The sequence below is a fragment of the Paenibacillus sp. SSG-1 genome, assembly GCF_002224835.1.
In the GTDB taxonomy this organism is placed as follows: Bacteria; Bacillota; Bacilli; order Paenibacillales; family Paenibacillaceae; genus Paenibacillus_AQ; species Paenibacillus_AQ favisporus.
This window is the reverse complement of sequence record NZ_MBRK01000001.1, coordinates 3,335,924-3,354,871: the sequence shown is the minus strand read 5'-3', so window position 1 is coordinate 3,354,871 and position 18,948 is coordinate 3,335,924. Positions and strand designations below refer to the sequence as shown.

The 18,948-nt window shown below is 53.0% G+C and carries 19 protein-coding genes; 15 read left to right on the top strand and 4 right to left on the bottom strand.

The features are described 5' to 3' along the window. Nucleotides 1–28: 28 nt before the first annotated feature. Entirely contained in the window at nucleotides 29–907 is an 879-nt protein-coding gene (locus tag BCV73_RS15485; RefSeq protein WP_089547796.1) for a LysR family transcriptional regulator, read from the bottom strand. A 107-nt stretch (nucleotides 908–1,014) separates the two neighbouring features. On the opposite strand from BCV73_RS15485, the gene BCV73_RS15480 reads away from it, so the two are divergent. The 12 genes from BCV73_RS15480 (at nucleotide 1,015) to BCV73_RS35065 (ending at nucleotide 12,414) form a co-directional block, all read left to right on the top strand. Continuing rightward, nucleotides 1,015–2,301, top strand: coding sequence for an adenylosuccinate synthase (locus tag BCV73_RS15480; protein WP_089547795.1), 1,287 nt, complete (start codon nucleotides 1,015–1,017; stop codon nucleotides 2,299–2,301). A gap of 260 nt (nucleotides 2,302–2,561) precedes the next feature. Next, nucleotides 2,562–3,236 (top strand): SOS response-associated peptidase, encoded by a 675-nt coding sequence (locus tag BCV73_RS15470; RefSeq protein ID WP_089547793.1) that lies wholly within the window; start codon nucleotides 2,562–2,564, stop codon nucleotides 3,234–3,236. Nucleotides 3,237–3,518: 282 nt separating this feature from the next. Further along, nucleotides 3,519–4,172 carry a TetR/AcrR family transcriptional regulator gene (locus BCV73_RS15465; RefSeq protein WP_089547792.1) on the top strand — a complete coding sequence of 218 codons (654 nt, stop codon included), beginning with the start codon at nucleotides 3,519–3,521 and terminating at the stop codon, nucleotides 4,170–4,172. A gap of 70 nt (nucleotides 4,173–4,242) precedes the next feature. Beyond that, nucleotides 4,243–4,770: a hypothetical protein gene (locus BCV73_RS15460; protein WP_089547791.1), complete on the top strand. Its 528-nt coding sequence runs from the start codon at nucleotides 4,243–4,245 to the stop codon at nucleotides 4,768–4,770. A gap of 1 nt (nucleotide 4,771) precedes the next feature. Beyond that, the gene (locus tag BCV73_RS15455; RefSeq protein WP_089547790.1) at nucleotides 4,772–5,188 is read left to right on the top strand and encodes an SRPBCC family protein; all 417 of its coding nucleotides are present in this window, start codon (nucleotides 4,772–4,774) and stop codon (nucleotides 5,186–5,188) included. 181 nt (nucleotides 5,189–5,369) lie between these two features. After that, a complete protein-coding gene (locus BCV73_RS15450) occupies nucleotides 5,370–5,972 on the top strand; it encodes a nitroreductase family protein (RefSeq protein WP_076171583.1) in 603 nt (200 codons plus the stop codon). Nucleotides 5,973–6,147: 175 nt separating this feature from the next. Then, nucleotides 6,148–7,419: a WD40/YVTN/BNR-like repeat-containing protein gene (locus BCV73_RS15445; protein WP_179232009.1), complete on the top strand. Its 1,272-nt coding sequence runs from the start codon at nucleotides 6,148–6,150 to the stop codon at nucleotides 7,417–7,419. A 108-nt stretch (nucleotides 7,420–7,527) separates the two neighbouring features. Next, entirely contained in the window at nucleotides 7,528–7,959 is a 432-nt protein-coding gene (locus tag BCV73_RS15440; RefSeq protein WP_089547788.1) for a DUF2500 domain-containing protein, read from the top strand. A gap of 173 nt (nucleotides 7,960–8,132) precedes the next feature. Next, nucleotides 8,133–8,882 carry an SDR family NAD(P)-dependent oxidoreductase gene (locus tag BCV73_RS15435; protein WP_089547787.1) on the top strand — a complete coding sequence of 250 codons (750 nt, stop codon included), beginning with the start codon at nucleotides 8,133–8,135 and terminating at the stop codon, nucleotides 8,880–8,882. 219 nt (nucleotides 8,883–9,101) lie between these two features. Further along, nucleotides 9,102–10,892 (top strand): glycoside hydrolase family protein, encoded by a 1,791-nt coding sequence (locus tag BCV73_RS15430; RefSeq protein ID WP_089547786.1) that lies wholly within the window; start codon nucleotides 9,102–9,104, stop codon nucleotides 10,890–10,892. A gap of 88 nt (nucleotides 10,893–10,980) precedes the next feature. Beyond that, complete coding sequence (locus BCV73_RS15425) at nucleotides 10,981–12,084, top strand: hypothetical protein (RefSeq protein WP_089547785.1); 1,104 nt, start codon at nucleotides 10,981–10,983, stop codon at nucleotides 12,082–12,084. 174 nt (nucleotides 12,085–12,258) lie between these two features. Continuing rightward, nucleotides 12,259–12,414: an SRPBCC family protein gene (locus tag BCV73_RS35065; protein ID WP_218828145.1), complete on the top strand. Its 156-nt coding sequence runs from the start codon at nucleotides 12,259–12,261 to the stop codon at nucleotides 12,412–12,414. A gap of 163 nt (nucleotides 12,415–12,577) precedes the next feature. On the opposite strand, the gene BCV73_RS15420 is transcribed toward BCV73_RS35065, so the two are convergent. The 3 genes from BCV73_RS15420 to BCV73_RS15410 form a co-directional block, all read right to left on the bottom strand. Then, nucleotides 12,578–13,957, bottom strand: coding sequence for an ABC transporter substrate-binding protein (locus BCV73_RS15420; RefSeq protein WP_089547784.1), 1,380 nt, complete (start codon nucleotides 13,955–13,957; stop codon nucleotides 12,578–12,580). A gap of 145 nt (nucleotides 13,958–14,102) precedes the next feature. Then, the gene (locus BCV73_RS15415) at nucleotides 14,103–14,927 is read right to left on the bottom strand and encodes a carbohydrate ABC transporter permease (RefSeq protein WP_089547783.1); all 825 of its coding nucleotides are present in this window, start codon (nucleotides 14,925–14,927) and stop codon (nucleotides 14,103–14,105) included. Beyond that, a complete protein-coding gene (locus BCV73_RS15410; protein WP_244867343.1) occupies nucleotides 14,924–15,865 on the bottom strand; it encodes a carbohydrate ABC transporter permease in 942 nt (313 codons plus the stop codon). Before BCV73_RS15410 ends, BCV73_RS15415 begins: the two co-directional genes overlap by 4 nt. Before the next feature lie 244 nt (nucleotides 15,866–16,109). Between BCV73_RS15410 and BCV73_RS15405 the strand changes: the two genes are divergently transcribed. The 3 genes from BCV73_RS15405 to BCV73_RS15395 all read left to right on the top strand — a co-directional run bounded on the left by BCV73_RS15405 (nucleotide 16,110) and on the right by BCV73_RS15395 (nucleotide 18,763). Further along, nucleotides 16,110–16,535 (top strand): cell wall hydrolase, encoded by a 426-nt coding sequence (locus tag BCV73_RS15405; RefSeq protein ID WP_076171610.1) that lies wholly within the window; start codon nucleotides 16,110–16,112, stop codon nucleotides 16,533–16,535. A gap of 66 nt (nucleotides 16,536–16,601) precedes the next feature. Beyond that, complete coding sequence (gerQ, locus tag BCV73_RS15400; RefSeq protein WP_089547781.1) at nucleotides 16,602–17,108, top strand: spore coat protein GerQ; 507 nt, start codon at nucleotides 16,602–16,604, stop codon at nucleotides 17,106–17,108. 347 nt (nucleotides 17,109–17,455) lie between these two features. Then, nucleotides 17,456–18,763 carry a hemolysin family protein gene (locus BCV73_RS15395; RefSeq protein WP_076171613.1) on the top strand — a complete coding sequence of 436 codons (1,308 nt, stop codon included), beginning with the start codon at nucleotides 17,456–17,458 and terminating at the stop codon, nucleotides 18,761–18,763. Nucleotides 18,764–18,948: the final 185 nt, after the last annotated feature.

Genomic DNA, 18,948 nt, shown 5'->3' with positions numbered 1-18,948 from the left:
TTATATCAGGCAGTATTCCAGTTTTAAGCTACGACAAAAAGCCAATAAACCGTTTGGATGCAGCCGAAAGAGGAACGTTTTTGAGCGTCGCAATCCCGATGTGCCGAAGTGGAATCGGAGGTGTCAAAGGGATCTCCACCAGTTTGCCCGAGGCTAACTCTTCGGTGATGAATTGGCGCGTAATGAAGGTGAGCCCAAATCCGCTCTGGGCAAACTGGACTAAGAGATCGAGGCTGCCAAGCTCGAATTCGGGATGAAGGGTCGTGCCATGCGCCCCGGCGTAGCTGTCAAGAAATCGGCGCGTACTTCCACCCGGTTCCAGAAGCAGCAGCGGGTACTGGTGAAGCTCCGCCAAAGGCAGCGGCTGCCGTGCTAATTCCGCATACTTCGGATGCCCGACAAGGCAGTCCTGCTGGGGAGCGCTTGGCCGAAAATCGATTTTGGGGTCGTCCGCAGGCAGATTCACGATCCCAAAGTCGATTTTTCCTTCTTTTAACAAGGTGATCGTCTCCGGCGTCGTCCGGTTCGTGACATGCACCCGGATGTCCGGATACTGCTGGTGGAACTGTTCGAGGCATGGCAGCAGGTAGTGTTTGCACAAGGTGTCGCTCGCTCCGATATGGATTTCCCCAAGCAGCAGATTTTGCATCTCGGCCATCTTTTTCTCCCCGATGTCCAGCATCTGCATGGCCTGTTCCACATAGCTGTACAACACTTCGCCTTCTGCGGTTAATGTGACTCCTTTTGCTGACCGGAAAAATAAAGCCCCGCCAAGAGCACCTTCCAATTGCTTTAACGTATGGCTGACCGCAGGCTGGGTAATATGCAGCTGCTCTGCCGCCTTTGTCAAACTGCCAAGCTTGGCCGTCCAGTAAAAAACACGGTACCATTCCATTTGAATATTCATTGTCATTACCTCAATTTATATCGATCATTATTAATATCAATTTTACTTATGTAACTAATCCAAATTATAATGATCGCTGTAAAGGAAAACAAGAGGAGGCCAAACCATTGACCGTAACCGCGATTGTTGGAGCCAACTGGGGCGATGAAGGAAAGGGCAAGATGACGGACGTGCTGGCAGCCAAATCATCTTACGTGGTGAGATATCAGGGCGGAAGCAATGCCGGGCACACGATTATTAACGAATACGGGAAGTTCGGCCTGCATATGCTGCCTTCCGGCGTATTTTATCCGCATGTGACGAACGTGATTGGAACGGGAACGGCGCTGGACGTAAACGTGCTGGTGAGCGAACGGGAAGCTTTGCTGTCAAGAGGCGTCCCCGAACCGAAACTGGCCATATCGGATCGGGCGCAGGTCGTCCTGCCGATTCACCGGCTGCTGGATGAGCTGGAGGAGGAACGGTTGGGGGCGCGGAGCTTTGGTTCGACAAAGCAGGGGATTGCTCCATTTTATGCTGATAAGTACGCCAAGCTCGGTGTGCAGGTAGCCGATCTGTACGATGAAGAAAGACTTCGGCGCCGGCTGCAACAGATGCTGGAAGCCAAAAATGTTCTGCTGACACATCTTTATGGCCATCAGCCTCTAACTCCGGAGGATCTCATGCCTGAATTACTGGAACAGGGCGAGAAGATTCGTCCGTTCGTGTGCGATACGGCCCAGATGCTGAATGAGGCTAACCGCAAAGGGGAAGGCATTTTGCTGGAAGGGCAGCTCGGAGCGCTGCGGGACCCGGATCACGGCATTTACCCGTTCTCCACGTCCTCCTCATCGTTAGCGGGATTCGCACCGGTTGGTGCCGGCCTTCCGCCGTATGCCATATCCCAAGTGGTGGCGGTGGTCAAAGCTTATTCGAGCTGCGTCGGTGCCGGCCCGTTCGTGACCGAGCTGGCAGGCGAAGAAGCGGAGGAGCTGCGTCGGCGCGGGGGCGATGCGGGCGAATACGGCGTATTAACCGGACGTCCGAGACGCGTGGGCTGGTTCGATGCGGTAGCAACCCGCTACGGCTGCATGATCCAAGGAGCCACCGAGATCGCGTTAACGAATCTTGACGTACTCGGGTACCTGGACCAAATCCCTGTATGTATCGGGTATCAGCTTGCAGACGGGACGGTAACCGACCAGTTTCCAGTGAGTGCGAAGCTGGATGAGGCCAAGCCGGTTCTGCAGCATCACAAGGGCTGGAAATGTGACATTACCGGCATTCGTTCCTTTGAAGAGCTGCCTGAGGCGGCGAAGCGGTATATTGAGATCATCGAAGTGACCGCAAGGGTGAAAGTAAAATACGTATCCGTTGGGCCTAAACGAGACCAGCTGGTCACACGTAATCTATAGAGCTTGATCGATCCTCCGATGGAGCTGCTTCAGCCCGAACTCTTTGGGCGGCCTGGAAGCGGCTGCTTCATAAGAAAGATGATAAAGAAAATAATCACGCGAGAGCCTGACCGAAACTCCGGCACTGTTTTCCGAGTAACCAAACGTCAGAACGGTTCCCTCCGCGAAGGGGGCCGTTTTTTTTGCTGTGCAAGCGGCGGGCACATGAATAATTTCCCTCCAATGGCAAACAATACGGGGTAAAGGGAGGCTGATGCTTCATGTGTCAACGTTTTTCCATGGCCGCCGAGCTGCCGGAGGTTCAGGAGCATTTTCAAATCGAACGGGTGATGTATTACTATAAAAACCGCTACAACATCAGTCCGACGCAGCATATGCCGGTGGTGCTCCAGCAGGACGGGGCGCGGATTCTGGATGAATTCCGCTGGGGCTTTATCCCTTATTGGGGAAAAGACGCAATCAATGCGGATCTCAGGAATGTGCACCAGAACCCCAGCTACCGGAAAATGGTGGACAAGCAGCGCTGCGTGATCCCCTGCAACGGATTTTACTACTGGAAGAGGGAAGGCAAGAAGTCTTATCCTGTCCGTGTAGTGATGAAAAACCGCGGCATGTTCGGCGTGGCCGGATTGTATGAAATATGGCGGGATACCCGTGGAGAGCCGCTGCGCACCTGCACCTTGGTCATGACGGATGCCAATCCGCTAATCGGTGAATTCGACGCCCGGATGCCGGCGATTCTATCTCCCGGGGACATGGAGCGCTGGCTGGATGAAAATACGATGGATCTGGACGCGCTGGATCCGATTCTGCGTACCCATTCAGCGGAAGAGATGCATGCGTACGCGGTCACGCCGCTTATCGACAATGACACGCACGACACGGAGGAATGCATCCAGGAAATGAACCTGGAGCGGGCCTGGGTGAAACGATAATTTTTTGCAGTTTATCACTGCTTACGAAAAAGCCTTGCGGCTGAGCAGCGGGAGGGGATCTATCGCCTTTTCGAGCTGAATCAGCCCTAAGGCTTTTTGAGTTTGCGGCCAATAGCCGGCAAATTGACAACCCGATATGCTTCTCCTATAATTTCGACTAGTATCTATATTGAATGAACTGAAGAAATGAATGTTATAGGCATATTTGGCCGTTATCATAGGATGTTCAATTGCAAATACTTTGGTTCAATCTATCTAAGCCAACGAAAAGGTGGACGTATCATGTCTCCGCGCACCAAAAAACAAAATGAGGAAATCCGCAGGCAGCGGCAGCAGGAAATATTGCAGGCAGCCATGCGTGTATATGTTGAGAAGGGGTATGCGGCTTCGGAAGTCAGCGACATTGCGGATCGGGCCGGGCTCGCCCACGGACTTGTATTCTATTATTTTAAAAATAAGAAAAACCTGTTCAGAGCGCTGTATGAGCACATGATGGAGGAATCCCGGCGCTATACCGATGCATTTTTTGCACAGGATCTTCCCGTGTTGGAGCTGCTCGAAACCTATGCGCAAATCGTTTGCGAACGGGTTCTGGAAAATCCGGTGATGTCCCGTTTTTACATGCGGATCAGTCACGATATCCATTTCCTCTATACCCCGGACGAGATTTCACCGTTTGATTGGGTGAAGGGATTTATGCTCCCGATGACCCGCACAATTGACAGAGGCATCGCGGAGGGTGAGATCCGGAAGGGTGACGCACACTTGATGGCGATGCAGTTTTGGGGTTCGGTGAGCCAGGGGATGGCTTATTTGGATCAATCCAAGCAGGAGATGGAAGCCCAAGGGATGCCGGATGCCGAGGTCAACATAAAGCTGACCAGGATGCTCCATCAAATCGTAGATTCATCGGTTTCCTTGATCAAAGGAGGCTGATGTTTTTTTTGATTTTAATATTGACTTATAAATCAGTCAAAAATAAAATGAAGGCAAGGAGAGTGATATTTTGAAATTAGTGGAAATGAAGAAGCAGGCATTTGATGCGTTAACCGATGCAGAGCTTGTTCTGGCTTGTACCGAACCAGCAGTCAGCGCGTTGCAGGGAAAAGAGGGTGCCGATAAGGCAAGTGTGATTCGATCGCTTCATCCGGATCAGCAGCAGGTGTTCATGATCAGGCTGCTGTACCCCGCATGCCATTCGGAACTGGACTTCCAAGCCTGGATCCGGTATTTGCTTGATACGCCTGGATACTGGCAGGGCGTTCAAGGCGGATTGCATTTTTTTGGCGAAACCGAATTAATCCGGACGTTGGAGGTAACCAAGCAAGCGATCGAAGGAAACGTCCCCCTTTCGCGCACGAATGCCGCAATCCCTCATCCAGAAATCTCTCCTTTATATGAACAATTCAAATCTGCATTCGACGACACCATACAGCGGATCAGCCGATACATTCGGATTCGTCCGGGTTCATTCGTACAATTCGTTTCATCGAATGTTCAGTCGGCCCACCCATGGAATGGAGGCGGATGCTGAGATGGCAACGATTTATAAAGAAATTTGGATTGAGGCATCTCCGGAACTCGTGTGGGATGTCGTCCGTGACGCCGGCGCAGTGCATAAACGGTTCGTGCCGGATTACACGGCTGAGACGCATTTTGACGGGGTGAACCGGCAGATCCATTTCAGCAACGGCAATATCGTGAAAGAGCTGATCGTCACCCGGGATGATGAGCAGAGAAGAATGGCTTATGCGGTAGTGGAAACGAAAATGCCGCTGCAGCATCATCATGCTTCGTTTCAGGTATTTGAGGACAGCGGGGGCCGGTGCCGTCTTGTGTGGATTACGGATTTTTTGCCCGACCAGCTGGCAGCTCAAATCCAGATCCGGGTCGACCGGGGAGCAGAGGTTATGAAGCGAACCATTGAAACCGAAGCACGGAACAACGTGTAACTAACAGGCAGGTCCATTCGTGATATCAGCGGATGGGCCTGCCTTTTTGATGCAAACCATCCCAGTGGGTCCGCATATTAAAAAAGCAGACTGGGAAAGTTAACCGGTAACGGCCAAAGTACATATTCCTTGGTCTAGGCACATTGTCGCCAGATATATAACATGGAGGTAAGAAAGAGCGATGCCCAAGGATTTTATCGAAGCACTGAAAAGAAGACGTTCCATCTATACCATCAGCAAACAGAACGTGACCACCGATGAGCGTATTCAGGAAATCGTGGAGGACGCAGTCAAGCATGCGCCTTCCTCGTTCAATTCCCAAACCTCCCGCGCGGTCGTTCTGCTCGGGTCCAACCATGACCGCTTATGGGATATTACGGAGGATATTTTGCGCGAGGTCGTCAACAATCCGGAGGCGTTTAAATCGACTGAGCAAAAGATCGGTTCGTTCCGCAGCGGCTACGGCACCGTTTTATTCTATGAAGACATGGACGTCGTCCGCAAATTTCAGGACCAATTCGCCGCCTACAGCGAAAACTTCCCGATATGGTCGAATCAAACCTCGGGGATGGTGCAGCTGATCGTTTGGACGGCGCTTGAGCTTGAAGGCTTCGGCGCTTCGCTTCAGCATTACAACCCGCTGATCGACGAGCGTGTCCGGGGTGAATGGAATCTTCCCGAATCCTGGAAGCTGATCGCCCAAATGCCTTTCGGCAAACCGACGGCGCCGGCAGGGGACAAGGAGTTCCAGCCGATCGCGGAGCGCGTAAAAGTGGTTCGCTGATCCATTGCGCTCATACCAGTAAACAATACCCGGTGTCCTTCATGAGGATGCCGGGTATTGTTGTATACCATTGCATACCAGTCGTATCCGACTGGCGTGAGCACCTCTTTATGTTATAATATTTATTTTAGAAGATGACTTGAGTGTAAGGGTCCTCAGCGAAGGAGGAATGAGAATGAAACGGTGGAAACAATGGACGGGCATGGGTCTCCTGTTCTGTTTATTGCTCTCTGCCTGCACATCAGAGAAGGAAGAACCCGCGTCTGTACCTGTCCCGAATCCCGAGCCTGCAGAGCTGGGGCAAACGCTGACCGTGGTGCCGACAGAATCAGCCAAGGCCGCTGCGGAAGATCCATCCCAATACCAAATACAGACCCGCTTGACGGACTTCCAGCTCCTAAGCGGGACGACGGGTATCGCGTGGGGACTGACGAGAAATGAACTGCGGATGTACCTCACGGAAGACAACGGAAAAACGTGGGTCAACATTTCGCCGGCTTCCAATGTACAATTTCCCGACAATTTAAAATATGGAAGAGACCTGTATTTCAAGGACCGGATGAACGGCTGGGTGGTCCGCAGCGCTTCCGGCACGTCGGAGACGATCGTGCTGCATACGTCGGACGGAGGCGGTTCCTGGAAAGTAGCCTCCATCCCGGACAAGAACAAGGTGACCTCGATCTTTTTCGATTCCGATCATGTCGGCTGGATTATGCTGACTGCGGAATCATCGACAGGCAAACAGGATAAAACGCTGTATAAAACCGAAGACGGCGGAGCCAAATGGAAAATGCTGATGCATAATTATATCAGCAGCAATCAGACGTCGACGCAGGGTGCTATCCCGCCGCTCGGCTATGCGATGGGCATGACCTTTACCAGCCCGGCAAAAGGCTTTGCGATGATTCAGGAGCTGGGGGTCCCCAAGCTGTACCGTACACAGGATGGGGGCGGCGAGTGGAGTGAAGGACCGGCGTTTTTTAACCGGGACAAGCTGGCGTCCTGCAGCGGATTTATTCCGTCAAGCCCGGAATTTTTCGATACGTCCAATACGGAAGGCTGGATTCCCGTCGGCTGCCAGGTTGGCGATTCAGCTAAATACAACGGCTTTTTCACGAAAGACCAAGGCCAGACCTGGACTTTTGCCCCTTTTAACCTCGGTTGGAATAAGGGGGTAAACCAGTCGCTTCGTCCTTCATTTATTAATTCTACACAAGGCTGGGCTCTGGTCGGCAATCTAATGTACCACACCGAAGACCAAGGGAAGACGTGGATGCCGCTGCCCGCAAGCCGCGTGCTGACCAGTATATTAAAGGAATATCCCGAAGTCGGTAAGCTGCAGTTCAGCTCCCAGCGCGTCGGCTGGATGCTCGTTATGAAAAATGACGAAATGCGATCGCGGCTCCTTCAGACGATTGATGGGGGAATTACATGGAAAGTGCTCTGATCCCGTAAGATTGGCATCAAGTTCTTCAAATGGACGCATATACTGTTAATGACCATGCTATGCGTGTCACTGTGAAGCTTGAAGCTGGTGGATGGAAGGGGGAAGAGCATGGGAGATACGTCTTTCTGGATGTTCGATTTCTTCGGAAAGGTCATGCCGATCTTTTTTGTCGTTGTTATCGGAATTATTGTACTGTCTGCCGGAAAAGGTATTCTGCAGTGGGGGCGCAACAACAAGCAGCCCGTGCTCACCGTGGATTCCCGGATTGTCAGCAAACGCAGTCAGGTCAGCCATCATCAGCATCAAGATACCAATGACCATCTATCCAGCTATACGAAAACGACCTATTACCTTACTTTCGAAGTGGAGAGCGGCGACCGGATGGAGTTTACGGTCAGCGGCGAACAGTACGGTTTATGCGCCGAGGGTGACGCCGGCCGTCTTACCTTCCAGGGAACGAGATACCTGGGATTTCAGCGCTACATGCGCGTATCCGGAGAAGAAGGCACCCCGGGCGCTTTTCGGAGGATGAACCCATAGTTTCGGAACACGAATCCAAAGAATTGAATGGATGCGTCTTCGGCAGATCGCTCTGCCGTAGGCGCTTTTTTTCTGATTTGCGCGGACGGCGTGCAGCACGGACGTTTCTTGATTCCCCGGCTGCGTTAAGGTTAAATAGAGACATTGAGATTAGATCTAAAGGAGGAATGGTCATGTCATTCGAAGGAAAAGTCGTCGTAGTGACCGGGGCGGCGCAGGGAATCGGAGAAGGGGTTGCACGGGCTTTTGCCCGGCATGGCGCGCGGGTCGTCCTGGGCGATCAACATGAGGAGAAAGGTGCGGCAGCTGCCGCCTCCATCCGCCAGGACGGGGGACAAGCTGTGTTCTGCCCGTGCGACGTGCGAAACGAAGCGGATATCAAGCGGCTGATGCAGACGGCGCTGGACGAATACGGGAGACTTGACGTCGTGATCAACAATGCCGGCGTGTCACGCTGGAAGTCGCCGTACGATCTGACGGTGGACGAATGGGATGACGTGCTGAACACGAATGTCCGCAGCTGTTTTCTGGCGACCAGGGAAGCGGCCCGGATTATGAAGGAGAAGGGGAATCATGGATCTGTTGTGAACATGGCGTCGACCCGTTCACTCATGTCGGAGCCGAATTCCGAGGCGTATGCCGCCTCCAAAGGAGCGATCGTGGCCTTGACCCATGCGATGGCCGTCTCCCTTGGGCCGGACGGGGTCCGTGTCAACTGCATCAGCCCGGGCTGGATCGAAACGGGAGACTACTCCGCCCTGCGGGAGGAGGACCACAGTCAGCATCCGGCGGGACGAGTAGGTAAACCGGATGATATCGCCCGGGCTTGTCTATATTTGGCAGATCCGGACAATTCATTTGTAACCGGGACCCACCTCGTAGTCGATGGGGGCATGACCCGCAAAATGATATATGAACCGTAACTTTTCGACTAATCAAAAGGTACTAATCCTTTCCAATTTTTCTCTATAGCCTTGTAAAAGGTAAAAATTAACTGGAGAATTTAGTTCCTTCTATGCAGTCGGGAAACCTGCTGCCTGTGGTGAGCCCAGCCTAATAAGGACTTGGGCTCATCTCTTTTTTCGACATCAATGCTATAATTACTCCGTTCTGCTAGAGATCTATAGGAATGGAGGGAAATTATGATTGTCAAAAGTTCTCGAATCCTGCTGACCGCGCTGATGTGCCTTTCGGCTTGGCTGCTGATGGGGTTTTCTTCCCCGTCCGGACCGGTCAAAGCCACATGGGTATGGCAGACGGAGCTGATCGAGGATGGCGGGAAGAACCTGCTTGACTTTGCCCAAAACCAAGGAATCAACTTGATTTACTTACAGATTAATCGGGACATGCCGGCAAGCGAATATGAAACTTTCATAAAAAATGCTCATGCTGACAACATTGCCGTGCATGCGCTCGGTGGTGACCCGGGTTGGGCACAGACCAAGCACCGAGACCGGCTTGTGGGCCTGGTGGATTGGGTAAACGATTACAACAACGCTGAAGCGTCTGACGCCCAGTTCGACGGTATCCATCTGGACATCGAACCTTATGTTCTTCCGGAATGGGGCACCGACCCGGAAGGCGTCATCGGGACATGGATCAATAATATACAAGCCTTCCTGGATGCAGCGCACGCATCCGGCTCCAAGCTGGACCTCGGGATCGATCTCCCGTTCTGGTTTGACGGGTATACCGTCCCGGACCAGGGCGACGAGAAGCTGACCGAATGGTTTATGAAGTCGTTTGACCATGTGACCGTTCTGGCTTACCGCAATACGGTTGATTCGGAACACGGCATCGTGGAACTGGCCAGGGACGAGATGGAATCCGCCCAGCGGCTCGGCACCAAAGTCCTCGTGGCCGTGAATACGAAGCAAATGCCCGGTGAGGAACATACGTCCTTCTACGGAAGCGGTAAAAGCGAAATGGATCAATCGCTTGCATCGCTGTCGAGCGCGCTGGAATCCTATACCTCGTATGGAGGCATCGCGATTCACGACTTCCGCAACTGGGAGAACATGCCGGACGGCGGAGAGCCGGGAGGCACCAAACCGGATCCCGCACCTAATCCAGATCCGGAACCTGAGACACCTTCGGACGGCCAAGTGCCGGACCCTGATCCCGTTGACAGGGATAAGCAGGTACGAGGTACATACGTATGGGAAGCCAATCAGGTCATGGAACACGGCCAGGAAATTATCGAATTTGCCAAGGAGAAGAAGCTGAACTGGCTGTTCGTCCGCCTGGACCTTCAGCAGCCGGTCGAAGCGTATCGTTCGTTTGTGAAGGAAGCCTCGGCGGCTGGCATCGAAGTTCACGCCATGGGCGGTCACCCGATTTGGGCACTGACGGAGAGCCGGCCGAAGATGATGAAACTGGTGAATTATGTGAAGAAATATAACCAGGAGGTGGCAGGGGACGAGCGTTTCCACGGTATCCATCTGGATATCGAGCCGTACGTGCTGCCGGAATGGAGAAAGGATCCGGACCACCTCCTTGAGGAATGGACAGGGAATTTGAGCGCTTTTGTCCAGGAAATCAAAAAGGATTCGAATCTGCAGGCCAGCATGGATTTGGCCGTTTGGCTGGACAAATACAAGGTCCCCGGCACGGATGAATCCATCAGCAAGTGGATGATCGACAAGATGGATTTTGTATCCCTGATGGCATTCCGCGATACGGCGAGAGGAACGAACGGGATCGCAGCCGTCTCCAAGGAAGAGATCGCCTTTGCCAATGAGCTTGGCAAGCCGATTCTCATCTCTGTTGAAATGAAGGACAGCGGGGAAGGGAACCATATTACTTTTGCCGAGGAAGGATCCGCCTACATGGAGGAAGAACTCGCGAAGCTGCCTGGGCTGCTGGCCGACTCGCCGTCCTATACCGGAAACGTTGTTCACGCTTACGACTACTGGAGAACCGCGAAGCCTTAACCTGTTTCCCTAGGCATTCACACAGATCTGCCGCCATGCATAACATAGGATGTAAACATTTTCGGACGACAAAGGAGTGTTGACCCGTATGGCGGATCAAGTGAAGCATTATTTTGCGAGGGGAAATACGGCGGACGGTTTATATACGCTGTTTGATTCGGTGCTGAGCGGCTTGGATACGGTCTTCGTACTGCAGGGCCGGGCAGGGACGGCGGTCTCGGCATTTCTCTCGGAGCTTGCAGAAGCATGGAGCCAAAAGGGCTGGAGCCTTCACTATATTCATCATCCGTTGAACCGAGACTGGCTGGAAGGCCTCATCCTGAAAGATATCGGCATCGGGGTTGTCGACGGCAACGCCTGGAGCGCCGATCCGGTTCTCGAAGGAACCGAAATCCGCATGATCGATCTGGAGGATGCGATTTCCACGGGGCTGCTGAACGAGCATGCCGGCGAAATGGAAGAAGCCGAGCGGCAAACGAGCGCGCTCTACAGCGAAGCCTACGATACGTTCCAAAAAACGCTGCGGATCCATGATGAATGGGAGGCCTTCTATATCCAGAATCTGGACCGGGCCGTCATGGACCGGCTTGCCGAAGAGTGGGCGGAAGAACATCTCGTTCCGATCCGGCCAAGACGCGCCCATGCCGTTCACCGCTTCCTTGGTGCGGCTACCTGTGAAGGGGCTGTCGATTATGTTCTGAATTTAACGGATGGCCTGGAGAAGCGCGTCTTTGTCAAAGGCCGTCCGGGTTCCGGCAAATCGACACTGTTTAAACGCCTTGCCAAAGCGGCGGAGGAGCGAGGGGTGGACACGGAAATCTATCACTGCGGCTTTGATCCGAACAGCCTGGACATGATTATTTTCCCGCAGCAGAGCCTGGCGATCTTTGACAGCACGGCGCCCCATGAGCATTTTCCGAGCCGTGAGGGCGACGAAATTCTCGATGTTTACGAACTGGCGATTACGGCGGGAACCGACGAACGGTATGAGGAACAGATCGCCGAAATTCGCGGCCGCTACTCCCGCTCGATGAAGGAAGCGATCGCCCTGCTGGCCACAATCAGAGAAGTTCAGGAGCCCGTTCTGCGAATTTATGACCAGGCAGTCGACCGGGAGGCCATCCGCCGTTTGGCCGAAGGAATCTCGACTGAAGTGGATGCCTTGACGAACTCGTCGGTCGTTGGCGATTAATTACGGTTATCCGCGTCTTTGCATCATAGGAAAGCCCCGGTTTCCAAATCATTGGGAACGGGGCTTTTTGGTGCATGGCTATCCTGCAGCGGCTTTACTTGACTTGCAGGGGACAATACGCCCCGGAACAGCCCGGGCGTCGTCACCTTCGAGCTGCAGCCCATGGGTCCGGTTGTGAAGCTGATTCTCCGGCACGAGAACTTGCTGGACAGCGACTTTGTTGATGAAGAACGGACCTTTGAAGGGTATAACAACGGCTGGCCGGCGATTCTCAGCAATCTCAAAACCTTTTTGGAAACAGGTGAGACGATGCCGCCGATTTCTCTATAACGGCTTGCGGACAATGATCTGGATAATGTTCCCTGCAAAAGACATAACGAAAGCCGGAGTTCTCAAGAAGAGAACTTCCGGCTTTTCCTGTTTGTTTCTGCTATAAGTGCTGTCTTCGCCAACATAAGAGGGTCATGCTAAGGGTTCAAGCTATTAGTTGACCTTAATGGCCAACCGTTTTGTTATATTCCTCGATCTTGCTCGTAATTTCCTTGGCGGCATCATCCAATGCCTGCTTGGACGTTTTCTTGTTGTTAAGCACTTCCTCGATCGCCGTTTCCGTCAGCTGGCGCGCTTCGGGGAACACACCCATCACCGCGCCCTGGGTAGCGAGGCTTGGTTCGGTTTGGTGCAGCTGATCTACCGCCGTCTGGAACTGCGGGTACTGCTTCATATTGTCTTTCACGTTCTGTTCGTCATAAGCTTTGGTCGTGATCGGGAAGTAGCCGGTATTGATATGCCATTCCGCTTGAGATTTCGGCTCGGCCAGAAATTTAATGAACTCCCAGGCTGCTTTTTGTTCGGCTTCCGGCCGATTGTTCAGGATCCAGTTGCTCGCCCCGCCGACAATGACTCCGCCTTTCGTTGCGGTGTCCGGCTTCGGCAGGAAGGCGGTGCCGACTTCAAACTTGTCCCCAGCAGCCTTAACGATACTGCGCAGCGAAGCCGTGGAATCGAGCGTCATGGCGATTTGGCCGGCGGCAAATGCCTTGGACGTATCATCCGTCTTGCGACCGAGGTTCAAGAGCGACTTGTCGTCCACCATTTGCTTCCACCAATCGAGCGTCTTGACGGCCGCGTCACTGTTCAGCTGCGAGGCGGTGGCCATACTCGTTCTGCCGTTGCCGTTGTTCAGGAGCTCTGCGCCCTGATTGGCCAGCAGCTGCTCCATAAACCAGCCGTAAATCGCGAAGGAACCGCCGGCTTGTCCCTGCTTGGTGAGCTTCTTCGCCGCTTCCGCCACTTCGGCGTACGTGGCCGGCGGCTTCTCAGGGTCCAGTCCGGCTGTTTTGAACGCGTCTTTGTTGTAGTACAAAATCGGGTTGGACGTGTTAAACGGCATGGAGTACAGCTTGTCGTCAAATTTGTAATAGTTCAAAATGTTCGGTTCGAGGCTGGAAATGTCAAATTGGTCCGCATCAATGAACTGCTGTACGGGTGTAATCGCCTTGGTATCGATCATGAAGCGGCTTCCGATCTCGTACACCTGAATCAGGGAAGGACCGCTGTCCGAGCCGAGCGAAGCTTTGAGCTTGTTCAGGCTCTCGTCGTACGTCCCCTGGTATTCCGCCTGAACGACGATATCTTTATGAGAAGCGTTAAATTCATCCACCAGCTGCTGTGCCGCTTTTCCCACATCCCCGCTCATGGAGTGCCACCAGACCACCTTTACAGGACTGCTGCCGCCGGAAGCGGAAGCCGCGGCATTTGCCGTATCTTCCCCGGAAGCTTGGCCGCCGCTGGATGTTCCGCATGCCGCCGTAAGCAGCATCATGCAGGACAGCAGCATCATGGCGAGTGATTTCTTGCCGAATGGTTTCATCTTCAACAATCTCTCCCTTTTTGAAATCGTTAATTTTTATCGGAAATTATAAGCCGGCCGGAACGCCAACCGGCTTATAACAACGATCCGGTTCATTGAGTGTAAATGGACTGAATGTGCGTCGATAGACGTTTGGCTAAAGTTATTAGCCTTTGAGCGCACCTGCGGTAATTCCCCGCACCAACGGCTTCAGACCGATGATCAGGAGCAGGAGGGACGGCAGCAGAAGCACCACGATGCCGGCCATGACGACGTTCCAGGCGGTGACTTCCTCAAACTGCAGCATGCCGATGCCGATCTGTACGGTCCGCATGCTTTCCTTGTTTGTAATGAGCAGGGGCCACAAATAATTGCTCCAATTCGTCAGAAAGGAATAGACGGCAAGGGTCGCCAGGGCCGGCGCCGACAAAGGCAGCACCAACCGGGAAAAGATGCGGAGATGGCCGCAGCCGTCCATTTTTGCCGCCTCGAACAGTTCTTTCGGCAGCTGCAAAAAGTACTGTCTGAGCAGGAACGTGCCGAACGCCGAAGCGATAAAGGGAACGATCAAGCCTTGATACGTATCGACCCAATGCCAGCTGCGGACGGTCAAATAATTGGGAATCATCGTGACTTCCCATGGAATCATCATCGTCGACAGAAACAGGGAGAACAGCAGCGCCTTGCCGGGAAAGCGCAAGAACGCGAAGGCATACGCCGCCAGGCTGGCCGTAATCAGCTGGCCGAGCATGATGGCCGTGGCCACGACGAAGCTGTTGCCGATGAACCGGGCCACCGGAATGGTCTCGAACACCTGAACGAAGTTGGCGAAATGCAGTCCAGACGGAAGCAGCCTGGGCGGGTACGCCGCTGACTCAGCGCTGCTCATGAAGGCTGACGACAGCGTGTACAGCAGCGGAAACAAAGTCGCCAGAGACGCCAGGATCAGGAGAAGGTACAGCAGCGGCTGCTGGATTCTGCTAAGGGTCATTGGTAATGCACCTTCTTTTCGCCGAATTTAAACTGCAGGATCGTCAGCGCCGTGATCAAGACGAACAGGATCAGCGCCTGCGCACTGCCGCTACCGAAGCGATAGTTGATGAATGCATCCTGATAAATGTTATACACAAGGACGTCGGTGCTGTTCATCGGGCCGCCTTTGGTCAAAATGTTGATTTGGGCAAAGGATTGGAACGCGCTGATGATCGACACGACCCCAACGAAGAAGAGGGATGGGGAGATCAGCGGCAGCGAGATCCGGAAGAACGTTCGAACCGATCCGGAGCCGTCGATCTTGGCACTTTCGTACAGGTCGTCCGGAACGCCCTGCAGGCCGCTCAGCAGCACGATGTAGTTAAAGCCGAGGTTCAGCCAGACGGTCATCATCGCGATCGAGGGCAGGGCCCACTTCGGATCGGTCAGCCATTGGATCGCCGGGATACCGAGAAAGCTGAGCCCGTAATTCAGAATGCTGAGGGTCGGGTGGTACAGAATCATCCAGATGACAGAGCCTGTTCCGACCGAGACGGCCATCGGCAGAGAAAAGATGAAACGGAAGATCTTCATGCCTCTAAGCTTCTGGTGGGACAAGGCGGCAAGCAGCAGGGCGGCCGCCGCACCGGTCGGCACGGTGAACAGGATGTATTTTACGGTGACCCACAGGCTGTTATAGAACTGGTCCGAGCTCAACACGGCCTTGAAATTGTCGATTCCGACGAATTCGGCAATCCGGCCCTGCGGATCCGTCAAAAACAAGCTCAGGTAGACGGATTTACCAAGGGGGTAAAACAGGAAGATGCCGAAAACGATAAGAGAAGGAGCCAGGAAGCAATAGGCCAGCAGCCGTTCTTTCCAGCGGGAAACGCGCAGCGATTTCAGCGGGATGGCCCCGGCACGGGCGCGGGATCGGGGAGGATTGGGTAGCGTCATGTCTTTTTCCATCAGCCTGGTTCGACCTCACTTTATAAGGATGTGGACTTTCCTTACCCAGTATAGAGAGGCGTTGTTAACGGGAAATCAGACGAATGTAAAGCTTTCCTGCGGGACGGACAACTTTGTCAAATGCTTGTAAATGAGCTGCAAGAAAGGACAAGAAGCGCAATTTTTCTGGTCACCAACTGGGCGGATGCACATACACTGTAGAGGAAAACATCGAAGCAAGGAGGATGGACCTTTGGCTGTCATCAAAACCAATTCGGAGCAAACCAGGCTTCTGGCACGGCTTATGAGAGCGGAAGCGGAATCTGAGGGAGACCTGGGCATGCTGATGGTCGGCAATGTCGGGGTGAACCGGGTGCTCGGCAACTGCCTGGATTTCAACAATATCCGCAGCATTCGGGATATGGTGTTTCAAAGTCCCGGCGGGTTTGAGTCCACGCAAAAAGGGTACTTCTATCAAAGAGCGAGAGACGCCGACATCAGGCTCGCAAGGCGGTCGATTAACGGTGAAAGAACCTGGCCGGCATCCAATGCGCTGTGGTTCTTCCGTCCGACGGGAGAATGCCCGCCGACCTGGTTCAACCAGCAACAAACCGGACGTTTTAAATCCCACTGCTTCTTCAGCCCAACCGCCGCGGATTGCCCACGAGTCTATGGATAGACCTTCAAGCTGCATATGGGACATGGTTTTCCAATTTGCCATATATAAAGGAGGATGCAAAACACAATGATAACGCAACCGTTCCGACCTGTTACGTATTCTGGAGGAGGTTATCCCGGGGTCTCCGGCATGGGGCCGATGGGCCAGCACGGAATGATGGGTCCAATGGGGCAGCAGGGGATGATGGGTCATCAGGGGATGATGGGACAGCCCGGAACTACGGGAACCGTTCCTCCGCCAGTGACCAGCGGCAGCCCGATGACACAGACCGGCGCTGTCATCCAGGCACCGCCTTCCCAGCAGTTTGAGCAGTCGTACGTTGAGAACATACTTCGCCTGAATCTGGGCAAAACGGGCACCTTTTACATGACATACGAAAACAACTCGCAGTGGAATGCAAAAATATTCACCGGCGTCATCGAGGCGGCAGGCCGTGACCACATCATCATCAGTGAACGTTCGACAGGCAAACGGATTATTTTGCTGACGATCAACCTGGACTACATCACATTTGACGAGCCGCTGATCTATCAATATCCGGGTGTTATCGGCAACCCGCCGACAACCCGTTAAACCGCATTTCGCCCATAAAACCTATAGCAAATGACGAAAAAGCCGTCCCTGGTGTCTGAATTGACAAGGGACGGCTCTTTTAGCCTGGCAACCGCTCGATTGCTTGAAATATCAGGCCGTCCCTGAATGATGCAGTCATACCTTGCCGTTTGACTGTGTAGTGTATAATTATATAATTAAGTATAGTGTATAAATTAAGCTAAAGATTTCGTTTATTTGAAGGGAGATGAATCCATTGGGAAGTTGACGGCCTATTCGCAGCAGTGGATAACGGTGGTTCACCATTTTAACTTACGAAGGAGGTGTACCTATTTGCCGGTCAAGGATGACGGTGAATAGGAAGCAGATTGGGAGACCCCTTACCGAGTTTGATATGGGTTTTTATACTCGTATTATTGAACGGTTTTTTTGTATCGGTTGAATTTGCCATGGTCAAGGTCCGGAGCAGCCGGGTAGAGACCTTGGTGGAAGAAGGACGACGAGGCGCGGTGTATGCCCGCAAGATCGTCAACAATTTGGATGCGTATTTGTCCGCATGCCAGCTGGGCATTACGCTCGCTTCGCTGGGGCTTGGATGGCTCGGCGAACCGGCGGTCGCGACGCTTCTCAGACCTTTGCTTCATTCGCTAGGTTTTGGCGAAGCAGCCGTACACGGCATTGCGGTCGTCATTGCATTCCTGCTCATTACGATTCTCCATATTGTGCTTGGAGAACTGGCGCCGAAGACGATGGCCATCCGCAAGGCGGAATCGGTCGTGCTCATGTCGTCGGCCATCATGATCTATTTCAACAAATTGATGTACCCGTTCATTTGGGTATTGAACGGATTGGCAGGCAGCCTGCTGCGGGTGTTCCGTGTCGCCCCGGCTTCCGAGTCGGACTCGGCGCATACGGAGGAAGAAATCCGCATTCTGATGAAAGAAAGCAACAAAAACGGACTCATTGACAATACGGAAATGGCACTGGTTGATAACATATTCGAATTTGCGGAAACGACCGGACGGGAAATCATGATTCCCCGAACGGAGATGATCTGTCTGAATACTCAGCTGTCCCGGGAGGAGAATCTCGAGATCGCTTATGAAGGCATGCGGACCCGGTACCCAGTCTGTGACGGGGATAAGGACCATATCATCGGCTTCCTGCACATTAAAGACTTATTACATTCCACAACGCTTGAATACAATACTTTGATACGTCCGATCCTGACTGTGCCCGAATCCATCCAGATCAGCGCATTGCTGAAACTGATGCAGCGGGGCAAAACCCAGATCGCCATCCTGATTGACGAATATGGAGGCACATCCGGGCTGGTTACCCTGGAAGACATTATGGAAGAGATCGTCGGTGAAATTCAGGACGAATTCGACGAGGAACGTCCGGGAATCGAGAAAATCCGCGACGACGAATATTCGATTGACGGATTGATGCTGATTGAAGAAATTAACGAACGCTTTGGTCTGGAGCTGGATACATCCGATTACGATACGATCGGCGGCTGGCTGTACTCACGCATCGAGGCGATTCCTCCGCAGCGAGGACTGTCGGCAGAACTGGACGGCCACATTTTCATAGTGGAAGAAACGGATAATAAGCGCATTTCAAGGATTAAGCTCCTGAAGCCAGAGGTCATGGTCGAGGAAGCGGGCGCGTAGAGTTGTAACATATAGGGAGAAGTTCACGGGAGCAGTCCGCGGATTGGCGGGTGCTTTCTAAAGGGCACAGTGCTGCGGCGCTGTGCTCTTTATATTCACAGGTTGGGTCTTCAATTTTTCTTAGTAAATCGATAAGAAATCCTTATATTGAGTTCCATTATGTGCTGAAAAGGCAGCATTTCGAA